The sequence below is a fragment of the Geobacillus sp. LEMMY01 genome, assembly GCF_002042905.1.
GTDB classification, from domain to species: Bacteria; Bacillota; Bacilli; order Bacillales; family Anoxybacillaceae; genus Geobacillus; species Geobacillus proteiniphilus.
This window is the reverse complement of the sequence record NZ_MVKA01000019.1, coordinates 45612-68029: the sequence shown is the minus strand read 5'-3', so window position 1 is coordinate 68029 and position 22418 is coordinate 45612. Positions and strand designations below refer to the sequence as shown.

General features: G+C 50.4%; 22 protein-coding genes. 14 read left to right on the top strand and 8 right to left on the bottom strand.

Features of this window, described 5'->3' with window-relative positions:
• Positions 1–164 precede the first annotated feature (164 nt).
• Positions 165–1400 carry a DNA-binding response regulator gene (locus B1A75_RS10740; RefSeq protein ID WP_254866624.1) on the bottom strand — a complete coding sequence of 412 codons (1236 nt, stop codon included), beginning with the start codon at positions 1398–1400 and terminating at the stop codon, positions 165–167.
• 209 nt (positions 1401–1609) lie between these two features.
• Between B1A75_RS10740 and B1A75_RS10735 the strand changes: the two genes are divergently transcribed.
• The 6 genes from B1A75_RS10735 (at position 1610) to B1A75_RS10710 (ending at position 8422) form a co-directional block, all read left to right on the top strand.
• A complete protein-coding gene (locus B1A75_RS10735; RefSeq protein WP_079936180.1) occupies positions 1610–2158 on the top strand; it encodes a MogA/MoaB family molybdenum cofactor biosynthesis protein in 549 nt (182 codons plus the stop codon).
• A 465-nt stretch (positions 2159–2623) separates the two neighbouring features.
• Positions 2624–3685 (top strand): threonine aldolase family protein, encoded by a 1062-nt coding sequence (locus tag B1A75_RS10730; protein ID WP_079936179.1) that lies wholly within the window; start codon positions 2624–2626, stop codon positions 3683–3685.
• Positions 3675–4877: an MFS transporter gene (locus B1A75_RS10725; protein WP_079936178.1), complete on the top strand. Its 1203-nt coding sequence runs from the start codon at positions 3675–3677 to the stop codon at positions 4875–4877. The genes B1A75_RS10730 and B1A75_RS10725 overlap by 11 nt, the downstream gene beginning before the upstream one ends.
• Positions 4874–6103, top strand: a complete 1230-nt coding sequence (locus B1A75_RS10720; RefSeq protein WP_063330154.1) for an ATP-grasp domain-containing protein — start codon at positions 4874–4876, stop codon at positions 6101–6103. Before B1A75_RS10725 ends, B1A75_RS10720 begins: the two co-directional genes overlap by 4 nt.
• Positions 6096–7292 (top strand): ATP-grasp domain-containing protein, encoded by a 1197-nt coding sequence (locus B1A75_RS10715; RefSeq protein WP_079936177.1) that lies wholly within the window; start codon positions 6096–6098, stop codon positions 7290–7292. Before B1A75_RS10720 ends, B1A75_RS10715 begins: the two co-directional genes overlap by 8 nt.
• A 23-nt stretch (positions 7293–7315) precedes the next feature.
• Entirely contained in the window at positions 7316–8422 is a 1107-nt protein-coding gene (locus B1A75_RS10710; RefSeq protein WP_063330156.1) for an ArsR/SmtB family transcription factor, read from the top strand.
• Positions 8423–8465: 43 nt separating this feature from the next.
• Here B1A75_RS10710 and B1A75_RS10705 read toward each other — a convergent pair whose 3' ends face one another.
• Positions 8466–10124, bottom strand: a complete 1659-nt coding sequence (locus B1A75_RS10705; RefSeq protein WP_079936176.1) for an acetate--CoA ligase — start codon at positions 10122–10124, stop codon at positions 8466–8468.
• 314 nt (positions 10125–10438) lie between these two features.
• Positions 10439–10771: a hypothetical protein gene (locus tag B1A75_RS10695; protein WP_079936175.1), complete on the bottom strand. Its 333-nt coding sequence runs from the start codon at positions 10769–10771 to the stop codon at positions 10439–10441.
• Positions 10772–10951: 180 nt separating this feature from the next.
• Between B1A75_RS10695 and B1A75_RS10690 the strand changes: the two genes are divergently transcribed.
• Complete coding sequence (locus tag B1A75_RS10690; RefSeq protein ID WP_079936174.1) at positions 10952–12172, top strand: argininosuccinate synthase; 1221 nt, start codon at positions 10952–10954, stop codon at positions 12170–12172.
• 62 nt (positions 12173–12234) lie between these two features.
• A complete protein-coding gene (argH, locus tag B1A75_RS10685; RefSeq protein ID WP_079936173.1) occupies positions 12235–13614 on the top strand; it encodes an argininosuccinate lyase in 1380 nt (459 codons plus the stop codon).
• An 86-nt stretch (positions 13615–13700) separates the two neighbouring features.
• On the opposite strand, the gene B1A75_RS10680 is transcribed toward argH, so the two are convergent.
• Positions 13701–14147, bottom strand: coding sequence for a universal stress protein (locus tag B1A75_RS10680; RefSeq protein WP_021322122.1), 447 nt, complete (start codon positions 14145–14147; stop codon positions 13701–13703).
• Positions 14148–14259: 112 nt separating this feature from the next.
• Here B1A75_RS10680 and B1A75_RS19910 point away from each other — a divergent pair, with 112 nt between their 5' ends.
• From B1A75_RS19910 to ald, 3 genes are all read left to right on the top strand, one after another.
• A complete protein-coding gene (locus B1A75_RS19910) occupies positions 14260–14400 on the top strand; it encodes a hypothetical protein (RefSeq protein ID WP_011232228.1) in 141 nt (46 codons plus the stop codon).
• 98 nt (positions 14401–14498) lie between these two features.
• The gene (locus tag B1A75_RS10675) at positions 14499–15263 is read left to right on the top strand and encodes an SDR family oxidoreductase (protein ID WP_079936172.1); all 765 of its coding nucleotides are present in this window, start codon (positions 14499–14501) and stop codon (positions 15261–15263) included.
• Between the two features lie 86 nt (positions 15264–15349).
• Positions 15350–16468 (top strand): alanine dehydrogenase, encoded by a 1119-nt coding sequence (gene ald / locus B1A75_RS10670; protein ID WP_074043378.1) that lies wholly within the window; start codon positions 15350–15352, stop codon positions 16466–16468.
• Positions 16469–16597: 129 nt separating this feature from the next.
• Here ald and B1A75_RS10665 read toward each other — a convergent pair whose 3' ends face one another.
• A complete protein-coding gene (locus B1A75_RS10665) occupies positions 16598–17692 on the bottom strand; it encodes a M24 family metallopeptidase (RefSeq protein ID WP_074043377.1) in 1095 nt (364 codons plus the stop codon).
• 139 nt (positions 17693–17831) lie between these two features.
• Between B1A75_RS10665 and B1A75_RS10660 the strand changes: the two genes are divergently transcribed.
• Both B1A75_RS10660 and B1A75_RS10655 read left to right on the top strand, forming a co-directional pair.
• On the top strand, positions 17832–18512 hold the full coding sequence (locus B1A75_RS10660; protein ID WP_074043376.1) for a metal-dependent hydrolase: 681 nt from the start codon (positions 17832–17834) through the stop codon (positions 18510–18512).
• Between the two features lie 117 nt (positions 18513–18629).
• Positions 18630–19937, top strand: a complete 1308-nt coding sequence (locus B1A75_RS10655; RefSeq protein WP_074043375.1) for a CBS domain-containing protein — start codon at positions 18630–18632, stop codon at positions 19935–19937.
• A gap of 84 nt (positions 19938–20021) precedes the next feature.
• Here B1A75_RS10655 and B1A75_RS10650 read toward each other — a convergent pair whose 3' ends face one another.
• Positions 20022–20330 (bottom strand): YtpI family protein, encoded by a 309-nt coding sequence (locus tag B1A75_RS10650; RefSeq protein ID WP_074043374.1) that lies wholly within the window; start codon positions 20328–20330, stop codon positions 20022–20024.
• 101 nt (positions 20331–20431) lie between these two features.
• On the opposite strand from B1A75_RS10650, the gene B1A75_RS10645 reads away from it, so the two are divergent.
• Complete coding sequence (locus B1A75_RS10645; RefSeq protein WP_074043373.1) at positions 20432–21379, top strand: DHH family phosphoesterase; 948 nt, start codon at positions 20432–20434, stop codon at positions 21377–21379.
• 149 nt (positions 21380–21528) lie between these two features.
• On the opposite strand, the gene ytrI is transcribed toward B1A75_RS10645, so the two are convergent.
• Together ytrI and ytrH are read right to left on the bottom strand one after the other, a co-directional pair.
• A complete protein-coding gene (gene ytrI, locus B1A75_RS10640) occupies positions 21529–22032 on the bottom strand; it encodes a sporulation membrane protein YtrI (RefSeq protein ID WP_074043372.1) in 504 nt (167 codons plus the stop codon).
• Positions 22029–22370, bottom strand: a complete 342-nt coding sequence (gene ytrH / locus B1A75_RS10635) for a sporulation membrane protein YtrH (RefSeq protein WP_011232219.1) — start codon at positions 22368–22370, stop codon at positions 22029–22031. The genes ytrI and ytrH overlap by 4 nt, the downstream gene beginning before the upstream one ends.
• Positions 22371–22418: the final 48 nt, after the last annotated feature.

The following is a 22418-nucleotide window of genomic DNA, read 5'->3' as shown; positions in this document are numbered from 1 at the left end:
TACAATATATAGTTTTGTTMGGGCGTTTTTCGTGTATATATGGTGATCAGAAAGGGTGTCCCGTTACTTTTGGGACACCCTCCGGCGTTCTTGTTCGAGGGAAGAGGCAGAAAAGCTTGTGTTCAGCCATATGATTCTGTGTTTTTTAGTAAAATAATGGATAATCAACACTCGTGATTTGACAATTGAAACGGCGTTCTCGGGCCGCAATCCAAAATGGCCGCGCCGATGAGACGGTTTTCTGACGGAACGTAGATCGGGGCGATGACGATCGACTCCAGCTGGAACTGTTTTACATATTTCGCCGGCAACCCTTGAGAGGCGCGGGGAACATAAATGGGCGGCGCGTTCGTCATATGGCGGCCAAGCAATTGCAACTGTTGGATGTACTGTTTGATGACAGGAAGGCTGTCGATATGTTCATGAATGCTTTTGATTTGGTTATTGTCCAGCTGGTAGCCGTACAGTCCGAAACCGCTTTCATTGGTGCTCGAGTAGGCGAACAGCGCACATCGCTCAAACGGCAAGTACGCGACAAACCCCGATGAAATATATTCGACCGCTTGATGCAGTGATTTGGCCCGCATAATCCATTGGTCGAATAACAGAGCCGCGTCTTTCCAAAGAGCTTGCTCTTTTGTACGGGCCGTTGCCGCACGAGTGGCATGGAACTGTTCGAGAGAGTGCAAAAAAAACGGAATGACAAGGCGCTCCTCTTCTTCCGCGCACACGAGAAAAGTGGAATCGCCCCAGGGAAGGGGAACGAGACGCCGGCGCTTTCCTTCCTCTCCCATGCAGGAAAGAATGAGCTCGCATAGCGAAAAAATCGTTTCGCTTCGCTTCACCTTCTCGACTAGAGAAGGGCTGGCGTCTCCGTACCATTTTTCCACATACAAGCTTCCGTCTCCCGCTTTGGCGAGCCGAGCGATCCAAGCGATGGGAAGCTGTTTGAAGGAAGCGAGCTGCCCAAGAAAACGGTCCAAATCGGGTTCCATACAGCCAGAAGAGTTGATCGACTCATGAAGTTTCGAAAAAAAGTATTGAATGGCTTGGTGGGAACGGAATTCTGTGATGCCTAACGACTGAATCGTTTCATGGATCGCATTTTCCATTATGGTCAAAATGACGGTCGCTTGGTTTGGCGACAGTTCGCCAGCCCATCGTTCCCACTCGCGCCGCAATGCGGCCAGCCACTCGCCGGCGTCATCGACCGGATTCAGCCATTGGGAAGAGAAAGCATCAATGGCAAGCTTCAGAGATTGGGCTACGGCGTGCTGCTTGTCTTGGAGTTCGTCATACTTATCCAGCCAAGCGGACAGGATGTCATCCCGATGCTGCCGAATGATCGTCCAACCTTCTTGCAAAATCGTCCCTAATTTGTCGGATAAGCTAAGGCGCATTCGCTTTCCCCTCCTTTTTTCCACTGCTTTTTCTTTGCCATCCTTAGAGAGGTCAATAAACATAGCTGGGCTGCCGAAAGAAAGGGCGGTTCTCTCTAATTATGTGTTAATATTATAACAATTCTGTCTATTAATCTACAAATGGTTTGCGAAGAACATTTCGTCAGTGTACGATAGAAACAAAGAGAGGAGAGGAAGAGCATGAATCGATGAGCACAGCTGCCCATAAACAAGAAGCTCCCCAAACCGTCCGCTGCAAAGTCATCACTATCAGCGACACGAGAACGGAGGAAACCGACCGGAGCGGCCGGCTGATGATCGAGCTGCTCACGGAAGCCGGGCATGAGGTCGTCAGCTATGAGGTCGTCAAAGACGAAGCGGACGCCATTCGCGAGGCGGTGCTGGACGGCTGCCGCCGCGCCGATGTCGATGCGGTGCTCACGAACGGCGGCACCGGCATCGCCAAGCGCGACGTGACGATCGAAACGGTGAAAGCGCTGCTTGAGAAAGAACTCGTCGGCTTTGGCGAGCTGTTCCGCTTCCTAAGCTACACCGAAGACATCGGCCCGGCCGCCATGCTGTCGCGCGCCATCGCCGGCGTGGCGATGGACACCGCCGTCTTTTGCACCCCCGGCTCCACCGGCGCTGTGCGCCTCGCGATGACGAAGCTCATTTTGCCAGAATTGGGGCATGTGGTGAGGGAGATTCGGAAGGATAGGGAGAAGCAGCGAAGACGCGTTGACGAAAGGAGAAGATAAGCGAAAAAGGGGCTGACCCAAAAGGGTCATTTTCCTTAACAAAACACAACATATTGTTTCTTAATGATTGTTTTATACCTATATACGGTAATAAGAAAGGGTGTCCCGATCCTTTTGGGACACCCTCTTTCATTCATCAAGCCTTGATGCATTTTTCCCGCTCTTGATTGCGCAGGATGAACCGCTGGATTTTTCCGCTCGGCGTTTTCGGCAGTTCGGCGACAAATTCGACTTCGTGTCCTTATGCATCCTACGATTTAGCTTCTTTACAAAGACAGCAAATATTCATCTAATTACCATTTGTCCTCACGTGTAGAGGTTGGAGATTTTCTCAAAACCCCCTGTGTTTTGGTGAAGAGCCGAACACATCTTTTTTATTAATGTTGACAAAAAAATAAATTAATAGTAACATTAATTACGTAATTACGTAATTACGTAATTACGTAATTTTAGGGGGTGCATTCGATGATTGATTTGAGAAGCGATACATTGACCTTGCCTACAGAGGAAATGAGAAATGTTATTGCCAATGCCTTGGTAGGTGATGATTGTTATGTAGAGGACAGCAGTGTTATTGAATTGGAAGAATATTGCAAACAATTGTTTCATGTGGAGGATGCTCTGTTTGTTCCGACAGGTACAATGGCTAATCAATTGGCTATAAAGTCACAAGTAACGGAAGGGAATGAAGTGATTACAGAAACAAACTATCATATAAACTTTTACGAAAGTGCTTCGATTGCCATGTTAAGTAGAGTCGTTTTGCATACATGCAGAACAGCCGATGGGATCCTAAGAGTCGAACATGTTGAGGAGTTAATTCATTCTAAACCTAGAGGTCCTTTTTACGCTCACCCTCAATTAGTTTCCATTGAGAACACCATTAATTATTATCAAGGGAAAATATTCCCTCTGAAAGTAATTGAGCAACTATATGGGTTTACGAGAGAGAAGAATATATCTTTACATATGGATGGAGCAAGGTTGTTTAATGCACACGTAGCAACGAACATTCCATTAAGGGACTATGCAAAATTTGTGGATTCACTTAGTGTATGTTTTGCAAAAGGACTTGGTGCTCCATTTGGGTCGATGCTTATGGGAAGAAAAGAAGTGATCAGCAAAGCTAGGATTTACAGAAAACAATTTGGAGCCGGGTTTCATCAAATAGGTATGTATGCAGCTGCGGCACTGTATGCTTTAAAACATCATATATCCCATTTGCGTACAGACCATCTGCTTACTAAAAAATTAGCAATGATGTTATCGAAAATAGATGGGCTGTATGTTGATCCTCGTGCTGTTGAAACAAATATGATCTTTTTTCATGTGAATAACTTTCATATAAGTTCATTTGAGTTTGTCGATAGGTGCAAGAAAAAAGGCTTGCTTTTATTTCCTTGGTTATCTGATGAAGTAAGGATTGTGGTTAGTAGAAATGTTAATGAAAAAGATATAGATGAAGCAGCTAATATTATTGAAGCAGTATGCAAAGAGTTGACGAGAGGGGTCATGTATGTTTCCTAAGGTGAATGAGGGAATTTTGACGTTTGGCATCAGGGTTTTCAATTCCGTTGGTTTTTTTGTGTATGTTCCGCTGCTTTCTTTATGGCTAGTTAAAATGAAAGATCTGGATATTACGGAAACCAGTTTGGCAGTGGCGGCATTTACGTTTGTATCGAAGGCGGGTAATGTGCTGGTTGGGGGAGTTGTCAACAAGTTTGGGATCAAAAACAGTCTTATCGTTGGTCTATGGGGATCCGCTTTGTTGCTAACAATGTTAACGATCATTCATTCTTATACATTGATATTCGTGATCGTGTTGCTATTGGGGATATCGATCTCGCTTTACAATGTAAGCTTGAAAACACATATTTCCTTATTAGAGGAAAATGAGAGGCTGCAGGCTTTTGCGTTATTAAACATCGCTGTCAACGTCGGTGCTTCCATTGGTCCTTTTCTAGGTGGATGGTTATTGGACTGGAATTCTTCTGGTATCATCATTGCGGCGATTGTTTGTTATGTTTTGGCCGGGGGGGTTTCGTTGCTATTGCCTCGCATCACCATTGAGGATGCAGAGAAGGGGATCAATATCGTACAATTTGTGAAAAACAGCAGATCGGACCCGCATTTCTTTATATTTATAAGATTTATTGCTTTTTCAGGGTTATTTTGGTTTTTGTACACACAACTATTTACAACTTTTCCTGTTGTCGTTTCTCAACATTTTTCAGGAAAAACGATTGGGTTGTTTTTTACGGTGAATGCGGTGACGATTATTGCACTTCAAGGTTTCTATCCAAAAATACAGCCGAAATGGAAAATGGAGTATTGGTACGCGCTGGCTTTGGTGCTTATCACTGCATCTTATTTCTTGCTATGGATTTCACATCATTTTTGGATCATCTTTGTTAGCGTGATCCTATTCAGCATCGCAGAAATCATTTGGGTTCCTACGATTGATCATCAGATTGTAGAAAAAAAGGGGGTGTTAAGCTCTTCATGGGCCTTCGGAATATCAGGGGTGCTTTGGGGAATGTGGGAGTCTATCGGTGGATTCGTTGGTTTGAATTTATATCAGTACGTTGGACATCAAACCTTTTTCTACTTGACCATGATAGGCATTGTGATTTTTATTGGCTATATGTTTCAGCTGCCATATAGAAAAATGTCTTTCTTCACGAATAAAAATCAAGTAGAGAGAAAGGACTGTCGATGATGCACTTGTTATTTGTCGAGACGAATACAACAGGTACCGGTACGAAGGCGATGAAAATCGCTAAACAACTAGGTTATAAAATCCATTTTTGGACGATGGACTTAGAACAATATAACGCAATGACAGATGACCATCCGCTGAACTTCGCTGATCAAGTCGTCATCATCAATACGTATGATACGAATCGAATGAAAGAAGAACTGGCACGCTCTGAGGTGAAATTTGCCGGAATCCTCGCTTTTGATGATTATCACTTGATTCCAGTTGCTGAATTAGCGAGTTATTTGGGAGTGAGGGGTCACGATATCGAAGCATTGAAAAGGGCTCGTTATAAACATATAATGAGAACTTATCTAAAAAGTCAACATTTTAGAGAGTTTTTGCAACCTGCTTTCCATATCATCCATCATCCTGACGAAATCATAAATTTGGAGATCTCGTTTCCTTGTGTCATCAAACCTGTAGATGATAGTGGAAGTAATGGGGTGACGATTTGTCAAAATCGTCGTGATTTAGAACTGTCCCTGCGCCACGAATGGCAAAGACAGCGTAATGAACGCGGATACGAACTGGCCAGGAAATGGCTGATTGAAGAATGGATTGAAGGACAAGAATTTTCAGCCGAGATGTTATACACAGTTGATGGCTGGAAATTAATATCCGTTACGAAAAAAGAAACGTACGGTCCTCATGCCGTTGAATGTGGACATGTAACGGGTCCGAAACTAAATCCTTTTTCCGATTTAGAAGAAAGATGCAAAAAACTGCTGGACTTATTGGGATTAAACTATGGAGCGGCTCATATAGAATTTTTTGTTCGCGGAAACAACTTATATTTGGTTGAAGTCAATCCTAGACTGGCTGGTGACTGCATCCCCGAATTAGTAGAATTCGCTACAGGGGTGGATATGGTTAGACATGTTGTTTTACAATCAATCGGGACATATGAAGAGGTAACGATCACTAGACAACGCTATGCCGCCATTAAGTTTGTCCTGCCTGTTGAACAGGGGATATATCAAACGGTTAGGGGAATGGAGGAAGCGCAAAAAGTAGCAGGAGTAAAAAGGATAAGTATAGGGAAGTTGCCGTTTAAGGCGAATGGAATTAAAAGCAGCTACCAAAGGTTAGGGTTTGTCATGGCAGAAGGCGATAGTATGGAAAACGCGATCTCCTCGACACAAGAGGCGATGGATCGATTGGAATGGGGGATTGTACATGAATAAATCCATCATCATTTTAGGGGCAAGCCGTTATGGAGCGGAAGCAGCATTTCAATGTGGACTCAAACCCATTATTGTCGCGGATCGGTACTCAAGCATTGATAAGGAAATAGCGCAGTTGGCCGAAGTTGTATTTTATGTTCGTGACATTGCAGAGAAAACAGAGGTGTTTTGTACTGTTGAGAAAATCATGAGTTTATATCAAACAGTGGAGCTCGTCGTAAGCTTTACAGAATTAGGGCTAGAGACGGCTGCTTATATTAGTGAAAGGTTGCGATTACCAACGAATTCGCTCGAAACGGTCGTGAATACGAGGAATAAAGGATTGATGCGCCAGATTTTGCGGAAGGATCCGGAATTACGATTAGACGTTGTGAGTGGCAAGGTATCTGTTCTTCCTAAACAGTTTCCATATTCAAGGCCGGCCATCATCAAACCGGTTGACGGATTTGGAAGCAAAGAGGTTGATTATATTTCCAATCAACAGGAGTGGGAAAAATGGTTAAAGAGAAATCAAGATCATCCTCACGAGTGGATCTTGGAGCCGTATATTAAAGGCCCGGAATATAGTGTGGAGACGGTATCTTGGAGAGGAACCCATTTCATTTTAGGAATAACCGAAAAACAAACAACCGGAAAACCTCACTTTATAGAGACTGGGCATATTGTGCCGGCGAGACTGGAACAACAGAAAGTCGAACGAATCGAACAAGTGGTGATGAAAGCGTTGCATTTGTTGAATGTCCAATATGGACCGGGGCATATTGAGATTAAATGGGATGTGGAAGAAGATAGACCAGTGGTGATTGAAATGCATACGAGACCGGGGGGAGATTTTATCCCTTATTTACATCAATTAGCGTCTGGTTTCAACCAGTATGAGTTAGGAATTTTATCTTATATGAACCAAATGCCGCCCGATGTAAAACCGATTTATAAAAAAGCAAGCCTTGTCAAGTTCTTTATGTTTCCAGAGGGCATGTTGCGACAAATCTCTCTTGACACAGAAGTCAATCGAGAATATATCCGAGATTGGGCCATCTACTATCAAGTAGGGGATCATATAAAGAAAACGGTGGACTCTTATACGCGCTCCGGTCATGTGATTGTTTGTTCGTCGACAGTTGAAGAATGCCAGCGGTTATGCGACAATTTTGTTGATCAGTTGAAGTATCAAATTGTTCATGAATAAAAACAGAAAGTATGGGATGTCGAATGGCTGTATACACAATGGAAGAAGTGAACCATCATTGTAAAGTAGAACTATCGACCTCTTCTTTATTTGAAATGATGGCGTGTTTAAGGAAGTGTTACATTTCATCGGGAAAAATGGATGGTGAACCTCATTTCCCGGTTGCTCGTTTTGAGCAGTTTTTTCGGGAACATGAATCGTTGCTGAAAAAATTTTACGGTCGGTATGAGTATGGGGCACAGCTCGCAGAATTTTTGGTCGATTTGCCTGCTCCTCATACCTTTTCTCAACTCATGGCATATATCGACCGTGTGTCCCAGTATGAGTTTTTGTATTATTTATTCGGTCGTTACTTGTCTGAAAAGGAGATCGAGATTTGTCTAACGCAAACCGCTTCCCCGTTCGATGAAATTCGCTCGAAAATCACGTCGTTGGGCGGATTTGTGAATGCCGAACAGCTTGAATTCGCGCAGAACTATGAGCAATATTTGCAGGAACTGACCTATCTTTGGGAACATTTTTATCAGCAATGCTACGTCCATATTGAGCCAATCCTGTCCCCTCTTTGGGATCAGGCGAATGAGCGATTGAGAGCGGAACTCAACCAGTCGGGGATTGAGAAAATGGTTCGAAAACTATTGTACGATTACCCAATCCCAGAACAGTTTCCGACGAAAGAGACGAAGTTGATCAAACTGTATCCCTCGTATTTTGTGTCACCGAAATTTATTTTGGTTTGGGGGCTCGGTGAACTTCATATTATTTATGATATAAGGCATTATATAAACGGGAAAGAGCTTTCCTTGAGCGGAAATCGGATGGAGATCCGATATGATGAGGAGCAGCTTCAGTATGTTGCCGATATTGCCAAATCATTGTCTGAAATCGTTCGGATGAAAATATTGTCATTTATTGCGAATGAAGAAAACATGAAGTCGCAGGAGATGGCCGATCAGTTAAATATTACGGTTGCTACCGTTTCACGGCATTTAAATCTCCTGAAGCAATCCAATCTGATCATGGAGCGGAAAGAAAACGGTTATCACCTCTATGAGATCAATGAAAAGGAAGTGAAGAACTATTGCTCCGTTTTAAAGAAGATCTTGGGCATCGGAAACGATGAGCCATAACGGCCAAGAGGATGCCCCGTTGCCGGGGCATCCTCTTTATGGGTTAGGCTTTTTTCTGCTTTTCCCTTTCTTGATTGCGCAGGATGAACCGCTGGATTTTTCCGCTTGGCGTTTTCGGCAGTTCGGCGACAAATTCGACTTCGCGCGGGTATTCATGCTTTGATAAGCGCGTTTTGACGAACAAGGACAGCTCGTCGGCCAGCTCGTCCGACGGCGCAAAGCCTTCTCTGAGCACGACAAACGCTTTGACGATTTCCCCTTTGACGGGATCCGGCTTCCCGACGGCGGCTGCTTCGACGACAGCCGGATGCTCAAGGAGGCAGCTTTCAATTTCAAACGGCCCGATGCGGTAGCCGGCGCTCGAGATGATGTCGTCCGCCCGTCCTTGGAACCAGAAATACCCGTCTTCGTCTTTTGTCGCCAAATCGCCGGTCAAAAACCACTTGCCGACGAGCCGCTCGGCGGTTTTTTCAGGGTCTTTCCAATACCCCTTAAAGACGTTGGGGATCGAGTCGGTGTTAAAGGCAATTTGTCCGACTTCGCCGTCGGCGACTGGGGTTCCATTCTCATCGAGCAGGGCGACGTCAAAGCCCGGCAGCGGCCATCCCATCGAGCCTGGCCGGATTTCCATCTCGGCGGCGTTGAAGTTTCCGATCAGCATCAACGTTTCCGACAAGCCATAATGGTCATGGATCGTAACGCCCACGTGCTCTTGGAAAAAGCGGATGACTTCCGGATTGAGCGGCTCGCCGGCCGAGCTCATGGCGCGCACGTTCAGTTGATAGCGGCGAATGACGTCCGCGCCGGCCGCCGCCATCGCCCGGTACGCGGTCGGGGCGGACGCGAAATTGGTCACCCGGTATTTTTCCATCAAGGAATAGCACGTCTCCGGCTTAAACGGCCCTTCGTAAAAGACGATCGGCACGCCAAAGGCCATCGGCGCGAAGGTGCAAAAGATCAGCCCGTACGCCCAGCCCGGATCCGCCCCGCCGAAAAAGACATCGTCATCGCGCAGGCCAATCGCATAGCGCATATACGGATAAATGTTGATGAGCACGTTATGCGGCCACATGGCGCCTTTTGGCATCCCGGTCGAGCCGGACGTATACTGAATCGCGAGCAGATCGTCGACCGTCGTTTCTTCGATCGAGTGCTCAGTCGACTCTTTCGAAAGCGTTTCCCAAAATGGCTGGTCTTGATCATGAGACGGTCCGTCAATGACAAAAATGTGTTCCAATGTCGGCATGTTGTCCCGCGGCGGCAGTTTGGCGCGCTGTTCCTTGTTCGTCAAGAGGACTTTCGCCTCGGAATGGTTGATGCGATATTCAATCGCCTGCGGACCAAACGCGGTAAAGAGCGGCACATACACGGCGCCGACTTTCCAAGCCGCCAAAATGTAGACGACAAGGGCCGGGTTTTTCGGCATCAGCGCGCAGACGCGATCCCCTTTTTTCACGCCCAGCTTGCGGAACACGTTCGCCATTTGGTTGGACCAATCGCGCAATTGCCGATAGGTGATCGTTTTTTGCTCTCCTAAAGCGTTTTCATAAAACAGAGCAATGCGGTTCGGATCCTCGGCATACCGGTCGCATACTTCGTGGGCGGCGTTGAAGCGGCTGCGGGGATCCCAGTCGTAATGAGCGAATGCCTGATCCCAAGAAAATGATTGAATGAGTGAGGCAGGTGATAGATTGTTGGCCATGTCTGATCCCTCCGTTGTGTGAAAAGGAGTCAAATCAATAATAATTCAAATAGAAATAAAATTCAATATATTTTTTAAGGATAATAAATGGAAACCATTTGAGAAAGGGGATAGAATGAAAAAAGAGGAGCTCCCCAGCTTGAGCGCTCCTCTCAATCGCGAAGAAAGCTTTCGTTTGCGACAGCGTATCCTTCGTCATCGCAACGGAATCCGCCGCATCAATCCCCGATCTTCTGGTCAAAATCGGGCCGCATGGTTTGTCTGCCGTCTTCAAAAAGGGATAAGCGGCATCGGCGCTCATTTGTTATGGGGTGTTATGGTTTTTCGACCCGCTTTTTTCCGTGTCGCGATGAAACGGATGGAGCAATGCGATACCAAATCCACAAATCGTTGACGATCGAAGCGAGTTCGGCGATGTCAGCATTGAGCTGGCACGAGCGCGCGAAATCCGCTTCTTGGCCGAGTGCGTCTTGTTTTTCGTTGATTTCCCGCTCCAGTTCGGCGATGCGGTCGGGGATCAAGCCGCGGATCGTTTCCCATTCCAGTAAAATCGCCTCTTGTTCGTTTGGGCTGTAGTCTTCCCAAGGCTTGTCCAGATGCGGCAGGCGGATGCCGAGCCGTTTGTCTTCGATGAAGATGCCGTTCATCCTCATGGCCTCCTTTTCTTCTATTATACGAAACGTCCCCTTAGAGCGTGGTGGAATTTTTATGCTTTTTTATGAATGTGTATTGAAAAATGATCCGAAAGCTGATAAAGTGATAATGTATTAAATTTGAATATTTATTTATGTTTAAGTATATTTATGTGACAGGAGAGGAGAACGACCATGACAAATCCGAAATTGGTGCTGGCATACTCTGGCGGTTTAGATACATCAGTAGCGATCAAGTGGCTTCAGGAGCGCGGCTATGATGTGATCGCGTGCTGCTTGGACCTTGGCGAAGGGAAAGACCTCGATTTCGTGAAAGAAAAAGCGCTCAAAGTCGGCGCGATGAAATCGTACGTGATCGACGTCAAAGACGAGTTTGCGAACGAGTATGCGCTCATCGCCTTGCAGGCGAACGCGTTGTACGAAGGGAAATATCCGCTCGTCTCGGCGCTGTCGCGTCCGCTCATCGCGAAAAAACTCGTTGAAATCGCCGAGCTCGAAGGCGCGGTGGCGGTGGCTCACGGCTGCACGGGGAAAGGGAACGACCAAGTGCGCTTTGAAGTGTCGATCAAAGCGCTCAATCCAGATTTGGAAGTGATCGCCCCGGTGCGCGAGTGGAGCTGGTCGCGCGAGGAAGAAATCGAATACGCGAAAAAACACGGCATTCCGATTCCAGTTGACCTTGACAGCCCGTTTTCCATCGACCAAAATTTGTGGGGACGAAGCAATGAGTGCGGCATTTTGGAAGACCCGTGGGCTGCGCCGCCGGAAGAGGCGTATGAGCTGACCGCTTCGCTTGAGAACGCGCCGGATGTGCCGGATGTCATCGAGATCGGCTTTGAACAAGGCGTGCCGGTGACGTTAAACGGGAAGGCGTATCCGCTTGCGCAATTGATTTTGGAACTGAACGCGTTGGCCGGCAAGCATGGCGTCGGGCGCATCGACCATGTCGAGAATCGCCTCGTCGGCATCAAGTCGCGCGAAGTGTACGAATGCCCAGGCGCCATGACACTGATTAAAGCGCATAAAGAGCTTGAAGACTTGACATTGGTGAGAGAAGTTGCCCATTTCAAACCGCTCATCGAACAAAAAATCGCCGAAGTCATTTACAACGGCCTTTGGTTCTCGCCGCTGAAAGACGCGTTGGTCGCGTTTTTGAAAGAAACGCAGAAAAACGTCACCGGTGTCGTGCGCGTGAAGCTGTTTAAAGGCCATGCGATCGTCGAAGGGCGCAAATCACCGTTCTCGCTCTATGATGAAAAATTGGCGACGTACACGGCGGACGACGAATTTGATCATCAAGCGGCGGTCGGATTCATTTCGCTGTACGGCCTGCCGACGAAAGTGCACAGCATCGTGAACAAGCAAAACAAGGCGTCGGTGCCGATCGGCCAATGAAGGAAAGTGAAGGAAACTTCATGAAAGGAAGGAGGAAGTCGCATTCCTCTGCGACGAGATTGGTGAAAAAGCTTTGGGGCGGACGGTTTACGAAAACAGCGGAAGAATGGGTCGACGAGTTTGGCGCGTCGATCCCATTCGACCAAGAGCTCGTTGAAGAAGACATTGAAGGCAGCCTCGCCCATGCGACGATGCTTGGCGAATGCGGCATCCTGCCTGAAGACGATGTGGAGCAGATCAAAGGCGGGCTGATCCGCCTGTTGGAAAAGGCGAAGCAAGGGGAGCTCGAATTTTCCATTGCCTACGAGGACATTCATTTAAACATTGAAAAAATGCTCATCGACGACATCGGACCGGTCGGTGGCAAGCTGCACACTGGACGGAGCCGGAACGACCAAGTGGCGACCGATATGCATCTATACTTGCGCAAGCGGGTTGAAGAGATTCTCGGTCTCATCCGCGGGCTGCAGCGGGCGCTTGTCGCTCAAGCGGAGAAGCATGTCGAAACGATCATGCCTGGATATACGCATTTGCAGCGGGCGCAGCCGATTTCGTTCGCCCACCATCTGCTGGCCTATTTTTGGATGTTGGAGCGCGACTATGAGCGGTTTTCTGAGTCGCAAAAGCGCATCAACAAGTCGCCGCTCGGCGCCGGAGCGCTCGCCGGGACGACGTTTCCGATCAACCGGCATCGGACGGCGGAGCTCCTTGGCTTTGCCGATATTTACGAAAACAGCCTCGATGCCGTGAGCGACCGCGATTTTATCATCGAGTTTTTAAGCAACAGCTCGATGCTCATGATGCACCTGTCGCGGTTGGCTGAAGAGCTCATTCTTTGGTCAAGCCAAGAGTTCCAGTTCATTGAGCTTGACGATGCGTTCGCGACCGGCAGCAGCATCATGCCGCAAAAGAAAAACCCGGACATGGCCGAACTCATCCGCGGCAAAACCGGCCGGGTGTACGGCCACTTGATGGCCATGTTGACGGTGATGAAAGGGTTGCCGCTCGCGTACAACAAAGACATGCAAGAAGATAAAGAGGGTATGTTCGATACAGTGAAGACAGTCGTCGGTTCGTTGAAAATTTTTGCCGGCATGATCGAAACGATGAACGTGCGCACGGACGTGATGGAGCGGGCGACGAAACAAGACTTTTCGAATGCGACCGAGCTCGCCGATTACTTGGCCGCGAAAGGCGTCCCGTTCCGCGAGGCGCATGAAATCGTTGGCAAGCTCGTCTTGCATTGCATCGAACAAGGCGTCTTTTTGGCCGACTTGCCGCTTGAGGTGTATAAGGAAGCGTCGCCGCTGTTTGAAGACGATATTTATGACGCCTTGAACCCGCGCACGGCCGTCAACCGCCGCAACAGCGCCGGGGGCACCGGATTCTCTGAAGTGCGTGCGGCGATTGACAAAGCGAAAGAGATACTTGACACCCCGTAATGGCGGGGTGTTCTTTTTTGACCGTCACATGTTTTCGCATCGGACAAGGAAGTTTTTCGGTCCATCTGTTTCATGTGACGAAGACATTATTCTTTCGGCGTCCTTACAACGAGCACATCGCATTTCGCGTGGCGGACGATGTTTTCGGAAACGCTGCCGATCAAGAGCCGTTCGACAGCGTTTAAACCGGTCGCCCCGCAAACGATGAGATCGGCTTTGTATTTCGGAGCGACGTCTTTGGCGATTTTCACTTTCGGTGAACCGAATTCGACCGCGATGTCCACATCGTCGAGCCCGGCGGCGATGGCCTCGTTTTTATACCGTTCGAGCAGCTCGTTCGCATATTGTTCCGACCGTTCGGCGAGGGCGTAGTCGTGCGCTTCAACGGTTGTGAACCCGCGCAAATCGATGATGTGGGACAAAATGAGTTTCGCTCCGTTCCGTTTGGCGATTTGGATCGCTTTTTTCAACGCCCATTCCGCTTCTTTCGACCCATCGACGGCGACGACGATCGTTTGGTAGGTCATTGTCATGTTCTCCCCTCCCTTTGGATAAAAATGCTATCTCTATATATGGTATACCCATCGCCCTTTGACGAGAAACTAGGCCATATATTGAGATTTTGTGAACAGGGGAGGAAGAGCAATGGAAAAGCGGTATAACGACTGGCAGTACGACGAGGAGGAAGTGCGGACGATCACCGAGCAAATTACCGAGTCGTATGAGAGCGGCATTGTTGACGAGGATGAATCATATTACGACCCGCGCCGGGAAGTCGGCGAATAGCCATAGCGCCAACGAGCTATGGTTCTTTTTTTTGTATTCGCTCCTGTTTGTAGTAAAGTAAAAATGAAGACAGCGAATGACGAGAAGGAGGGGAAACGGTGCGGCACGCTTTGATTACGGCTGGAGCGAAAGGGTTGGGGAGAAAAGTGACGGAGCTGCTGCTTGAAAAAGGCTATTCGGTGACGGTGAACTACCGGAGCGATGAACAGGCGGTGCGCTCGCTTGTGGAGAAGTACCGCGGCGCCGCTGACCGCCTCCAGTTTGTGCGCGGCGATGTGACGAACAAAGACGATTTGGCGGCGCTTGTTGACGCCGCCATGGAGCGGTTCGGCCGCATTGACTGCCTCATCAACAACGCGGGGCCGTACATTTTCGAGCGGAAAAAGCTTGCCGATTATACGGAAGACGAATGGTACGAAATGATTGAAGGCAATTTGAGCTCGGTGTTCCATTTAGTGAGGCGGACGATCCCGATTATGCGAAAGCAGCGGTTTGGCCGCATCATTACGTACGGGTTTCAAGGAGCGGCGGATGCCCCAGGCTGGGTGCACCGCTCAGCGTTCGGCGCGGCGAAAGTCGGGCTTGTGTCGCTGACGAAAACGATCGCCCTTGAAGAGGCGGAATATGGCATTACCGCCAATATGGTGTGCCCAGGCAACATTGTCGGCGCCATGAAAGAGGCGGGGATCGCCGACGCCCGCGCCAGGCGGGATGCGGAAACGCCGGTCGGGCGCCCGGGAACTGGCGAAGATATCGCCCGCGTGATCGCGTTTTTATGCGAGGACGACTCGGATTTCATCACGGGCGCCGTCATTGACGTCACCGGCGGAGAGAACGTCATCTACCGCCATTTTTTTCAGTAGAATCTTCAGCCGCTTTTCTGATTGCTTTCCGGTTGAACAGGGAACAATAAGGGAAGAACGGAAAGGAAAAAGGAGGAAAAGCGGCCATGAAAATTGGTGTTCCAAAAGAAATCAAAAACAATGAAAACCGTGTCGCCATCACCCCGGCTGGCGTGATGACGCTCGTCAAAGCGGGGCATGACGTGTATGTGGAGACGGAAGCCGGCGCCGGGTCGGGGTTTTCTGACGCTGAATATGAAAAAGCCGGGGCAGTGATCGTGCCGAACGCGGAAGACGCTTGGGCGGCGGAGATGGTGTTGAAAGTGAAAGAACCGCTGCCTGAGGAGTTCCGCTATTTTCGCCCAGGATTGATTTTGTTTACGTATTTGCATTTGGCGGCGGCTGAGGCGCTCACGAAAGCGCTCGTCGAGCAAAAAGTGGTCGGCATCGCTTACGAGACGGTGCAACTTTCGAACGGCTCGCTGCCGCTCTTGACGCCGATGAGCGAAGTCGCGGGCCGCATGTCGGTGCAAGTCGGCGCCCAGTTTCTCGAGAAGCCGCACGGCGGGAAAGGCATTTTGCTTGGCGGCGTGCCCGGGGTGCGGCGCGGCAAAGTGACGATCATCGGCGGCGGCACAGCGGGGACGAACGCGGCGAAAATCGCAGTCGGCCTCGGGGCGGACGTGACGATTTTAGACATTAACGCCGAGCGGCTGCGCGAGCTCGATGATTTGTTCGGCGACCAAGTGACGACGTTGATGTCCAACTCGTATCATATCGCCGAATGCGTGCGCGAATCGGATTTGGTCGTCGGCGCCGTCTTGATCCCGGGGGCGAAAGCGCCGAAGCTTGTGACGGAAGAGATGGTGCGCTCGATGATGCCAGGCTCGGTGTTGGTCGACGTCGCCATTGACCAAGGCGGCATTTTCGAAACGACCGACCGCGTCACGACGCACGACGATCCCATTTATGTCAAACACGGCGTCGTTCATTACGCGGTCGCCAATATGCCGGGCGCGGTGCCGCGCACGTCGACGTTTGCCTTGACGAACGTCACGATCCCATACGCCTTGCAAATCGCCAACAAAGGCTACCGCGCCGCATGCCTCGACACCCCGGCGCTGTTAAAAGGCATCAACACGCTTGACGGGCACATCGTGTACGAAGCGGTGGCGGCGGCGCACAACATGCCGTATACGGATGTTCATTCGTTGCTACAGGGATGAAACAATGAAGATTGAGGCGCCTTGATGTCAATGAGAAAACAAAGCTGTCCATCCGGGCTTTGCGGCAAACCGATGGCCAGCTTTTTTGATGCGCTCATTCGCGGTAGCTTTTGCCAATGACCTCTCTCGTTAAACAATGATCAACTCCTTCGAAAACGACGTCAACACGTCAACCCCATGATCCGTGATCGCGACGTCGTCTTCAATGCGCACGCCGCCGATGGATGGGACGTAAATGCCCGGTTCGATCGTGAACACCATGCCGGGGACGAGCGGTTCGTTGTTGGCGTGATGAAGCGATGGGTATTCATGAATCTCGATCCCTAAGCCGTGCCCAACGCGGTGGGTGAAATATTCTCCGTAGCCGGCTTGGTCGATGACGTTTCGGGCGGCGCGGTCGATCTCGCCCATCGCGGTTTGCGGGCGGCAGGCATCGATTGCCGCCTGCTGGGCGCGCCGGACGGTCTCGTAAATGCGCCGCTGTTCGTCGCTTGCCGTCTGGCAGACGACGGTGCGGGTAATGTCGGAGCAATACCCATCGACGATGACGCCTAAATCGAACAGCACGAAATCGCCTGGTGCGACCGCCGCTGTTCCCGGCACGCCGTGCGGATCGGCTGATTTTGCGCCCGTGAGCACGGTCGTGGGGAACGACATCCCTTCGACGCCGAGTTTTTTCAGCTCATATTCAATAATGGCGACAAGTTCGAGCTCCGTCACGCCCGGGCGGATGGCGGAGACGCCGATTTCGACCGCTTTGTCGGCAAGTTCCGCCGCCTGGCGCAACACCTTCATTTCCTGCTCATCCTTGATCAGGCGAAGCTGGCGCAGCTTTTCTTCGGCGTCGTGCCACTTGGCGTTTGGAAACAATGCCGAGAGCCGCTCGAAACGGGCGAACGACAAATCGTGTTTCTCGACGGCAATCGAGACGGCCTTGATGCCGCGCGCTTCGAGATGGCGCCGGATCTCTTCCCATGGGTCGGTGCTGTCGTCGTAGCCGATCACCGTATACCCAAAGCCGCTCCGGCGGGCGCGCGGGATTTCCATTTGCGGACAGACGAGCGCCGGTTCGCCGTCAGGGAAGACCAAAAGTGCCAGCAGCCGTTCGTGCGGGTCGCACCAAAATCCGCTCAAATAAAAAACGTTGGCGCTTGACGTGATGAAGGCGAATGAACTATGTTGTTGTTGAAGCCAAGAGGAAAATGCTTGCAGCCGTTTGTTCATCGTTCCCTTCCTTCCTTTTTTCGTGATCGTCCATTTTGAGCGTACCAAGAAACGGGCCGCTTGTAAATGGACAGGCGGGAAAAGAAGGAAATGGATGGGCGGCGGCGAATCATGTGTAGTAGAAAGGGGAGATGTGACGATGAAAATCAGCTACCATGGCCATTCGGTCGTCCGCATTGAAACGAACGGAAAAACGATTTTGATCGATCCGTTCATCACCGGCAATACGACGACCGATTTGAACGCAGCGGATGTGAAGGCAGATGTCATCTTGTTGACGCACGGGCACGGGGATCATGTCGGCGATACGGTTGAGATCGCCAAGCGGAACAACGCCCTCGTTGTGGCGACGTTTGAGCTGGCGACGTATTTAAGCTGGCAAGGCGTCGAGACGTTTGGCATGAACATCGGCGGGGCGCGCGAATTTGACTTTGGCACCGTCAAGTTCACGCAGGCGTTTCACAGCTCCGGGTTTGTGACGGGCGACAAGCAAATCATTTATTTAGGCATGCCGACCGGCATTTTGTTCATGGCCGAAGGCAAAACGATCTATCATGCCGGCGACACCGGGCTGTTTTCCGACATGAAGCTGATCGGCGAGCGCCATAAAATCGATGTCGCCTTTTTGCCGATTGGGGACAGCTTCACGATGGGGCCGGAAGACGCGGCGGTCGCCGCTGAGTGGCTCGGGGCGAAACTCGTCGTGCCGATCCATTACAACACGTTCCCGCCGATCACCCAAGACCCCGAGCGGTTCGTTTCGCTTCTCCCGCCGGGCGTCGGCCGTGCGTTGAAACCGGGGGAAAGCATTGAGCTGTAACAGAGGCGCCCTTCCCAAAGCGGGAAGGGCGTTTTATGATGGCCGACGCGACCGTTGAACCCCCGCCGGCTCCGCCGTTATAATATAAAGTAACAACGCGTAAAGGGTGAAGAACCGTTGGCGACAAAACATGAACAAATTTTGGAATACATCCACCGGCTGCCGATCGGCGAGAAAATTTCCGTTCGGCAAATTGCCAAGGAAATGGGCGTAAGCGAAGGAACGGCGTACCGAGCGATTAAAGACGCTGAGAACAAAGGGTATGTGAGCACGATTGAGCGCGTCGGCACGATCCGGATTGAGAAGAAACGGAAGGAAAACATTGAGAAGCTCACGTACGCCGAGGTTGTCAACATTGTGGACGGCCAAGTGCTTGGCGGACGTGAAGGGCTGCATAAGACGCTCAACCGCTTTGTCATCGGTGCGATGCAGCTGGAGGCGATGATGCGCTATACGGGCGCAGGGGATTTGCTTATCGTCGGCAACCGGACGAAGGCGCACGAGCTGGCGCTTCAGGCGGGGGCGGCGGTGCTCATCACCGGCGGGTTTGATACGGCCGACCACGTGAAAAAGCTCGCCGATGAGCGGCAGCTGCCGATCATTTCGACGAGCTATGACACGTTTACGGTCGCGACCATGATCAACCGGGCGATTTATGACCAGCTGATTAAAAAAGAGATCGTATTGGTTGAGGATATTATCATTCCGCTTGAAAAAACTGCGTACTTGCGCGTCGATGATCCCGTCGAGCGGTGGTATGCATTGAACAAAGAAACACGCCACAGCCGATTCCCGGTCGTCGATGATGAGCTGAAAGTGCAAGGGGTCGTAACGGCAAAAGACGTGCTCGATATGGACCGGCAGCTGCCGATTGAAAAGGTGATGACGAAGCAGCCGATTACGGTGAACGGAAAAACGTCAGTCGCCTTTGCCTCCCACATTATGGTGTGGGAAGGAATTGAACTCCTTCCCGTTGTGGATGACCATCACCGGCTGCAAGGGATCATCAGCCGCCAAGACGTGTTAAAAGCGCTGCAAATGGCGCAGCGCCAGCCGCAAGTCGGGGAGACGATCGATGATCTCATCACCGCCCAGTTTCGTGAGTCAGGCGACAAAGAGACGTTGTTTCGCTGCACGATCACCCCGCAAATGACGAACTATTTAGGGACGCTCTCGTACGGCGTGTTTACGACGATCGTCACCGAAGCGGCGGCGCGGATGCTTCGCGCGTACAAACGCGGCGATTTGGTGATGGAAAATATCACGATTTACTTCATCAAGCCGGTGCAAATCGACAGCACGGTCGACGTGCGGGCAAAGCTTTTAGAGCTCGGGCGCAAGTTCGGGAAAGTGGATGTCGAAGTGTATAACGAAGGCGATCTTGTCGGCAAAGCGATGATGATGTGCCAGCTGATCGACCGATAAACGGTAAAGGCAAAAAAGGATGTCCACTTCCTTATTGGAACATCCTTTTCCTTTATCGTTGGCCGGCGCATACGCCAAACGGCATTACCCTTGTTTTGCCGCTTCCTTTGCCTCTTCGACCGCCTGCGGCAGATAGTAGCGGTAGGCGCGGTAGCCGGCCCAAACGCTGCCAAAGCCTAAGATGATAAAAATAGCGGAGATGATGTACGTCACGGTTGTCTGATACAAAAACAATTGGTTGATCCCGAACAAGGCAACGAACAGTCCAAGCGCCATGCTCGATTTCGCCGAGAGAAAGCGGCGTTCCATCGGACGCTGGGAGCGGACGTAGCGGATTTTATAATAGACGTAAAACGAAAAGGAAAATATAATGAAAATAACCAGGGCTGGCATGGTTGATCCCTCCGTTGTTCATTTCTTTTTTCATTGTACATAGAAGCAGGGAAAAATGCCAGCGGTTGAATATGACAGGTGACAAAAAAGGGGAAGAACGAATGAAACCGGTTCATCAACAAATTCTTGATGCGATTCGTGAATTTGACACGATCATCATCCACCGGCACGTGCGCCCGGACCCGGACGCGTACGGGTCGCAAGGCGGGTTGGCGGCCATGCTAGCGGCGTCGTTTCCGAAAAAAAGGGTGTACGCGGTCGGAACGGACGATCCGTCGCTGTCGTTTTTGCGGAACATGGATGTCATTGATGATTCCGTGTACGAGCAAGCGCTCGTGATCGTCTGCGATACAGCCAATGAGGAGCGGATTTGCGACAGCCGCTACCGGCTCGGGCGAAAGCTGGTGAAAATTGACCATCACCCGAACGACACGCCGTATGGCGACATTATGTGGGTCGATACCGCCGCCAGTTCGACAAGCGAAATGATTTATGAGTTTTATTTGGCGGGAAAAGAGGAAGGATTGACGATGACCGCTGAGGCGGCGCGTCTCATTTACGCGGGCATTGTCGGCGATACGGGACGCTTTTTGTTTCCGCGCACAAGTGAAAAAACGTTCCGCTACGCTGGGGAGCTCATTTCGTACGGCTTTTCGTTGACGGAATTGTACGATGGGTTGTACCGGACAAGCCTACCGCTCGCCCGCTTAAGCGGTTATGTGCTGTCGAACTTTACGATCGAGGAAGGGGTGGCGGCTGTGAAAATGCCGCGGGCGCTGCTTGAGGAATACGGCGTCACCCCGCTTGAGGCGTCGCAACTCGTCGGTTTGCTCGGCAATATTGACGGCATTGTCGCCTGGGTGTTTTTCATTGAGGAAGAACGGGAAATCCGCGTCCGCTTCCGTTCCAAAGGGCCGGTTATCAATGTGGTCGCCAAACGCTACGGCGGCGGCGGCCATCCGCTCGCAGCCGGCGCGTCCATTGCCTCTTGGGAAGAAGCCGATCGCGTGATTGAAGACGTGAAAGCGGTCTGTCGGGCTGAGCGATGACGGAAACGGGTGGTTTTAAAAAGTTGTTGTTTAAGTGAAGCGCCATGTTGATAAGAAAAGGTGTCCCGAAGGCTTTCGGGACACCCTCTTTTCCCGCAAGACGCGCTTGTTTGGCATCGCTACGGCGGAATGGGGCGGCAAGGCGCTCTCTACGGAAGCGGCGTCAGTTTGACTTCGACGGCCAACAAGGTAAAGATCGTGAGTGTGTGAAGTTCAAGCCGGTATTGCTTCTCGTGGATCGTATACGTTTTGTTTTCAATTGCTCGCTCAATCAGTTCGCGGCTGTTGTACACCGTTTCGATATCTTTCGTAATCAAATGGGACAAATCTTCTTTGACGCTGTCTTCAATGCGAAAAGTCGTGTATGAATCAAGTTTATATTGCTCGGCGTTGGCGAGATGGACGGAAACGTCCTGCACGGTCAGCTTTTTTTTCATTTCCTTATTGTAATGAATATAGTCTTCCTGCCAAATGCGAATTTCGTTTTGCAAATCGGCGATCTGTTCGTTGAGCTCATTGACGTGCCGCACTTGTTTTTCCTGCAAGACGCCGAAAATATACAAAAAGACAAACCAGCTGATGAGCGCTCCGATCGCCGCGCCGGCGAAAAAGCGCTGCCATGACGGGTGTTGGTAATACGGAGGAATTCTCATGGCGAAATGTGCTCCTGCGTCAGCCACGTAATGATCGCCACTCCGGTTTGTGCTCCGCCCATGGCGGACAAAATGAGCAAAAATTGCCGCACGATGTCTTTCGTTTCCCCTAAAAACAGCCCTCGCTCAACGACGTAAAACGTGTCAAACGTCCCGCCGATGGCGGCGACGACCGCCCAAATGCGCAAATCGCCGGCAAATCGGTACATGGCCGTCAACGGCTGGCCGCCGCTCAAAAACGCGCCGAGCGCGCCGATGATGGCGCCGCCAAGCAGCACGCCGACGGCGATAAAATAGCTTTGAATGAACGCCGGCAAGAAGGCCGCTTTTTCGTTCATGCGTTTCCCCGCCCTTTCTTTCTCTCTTATCTATGTATATCAATAGGG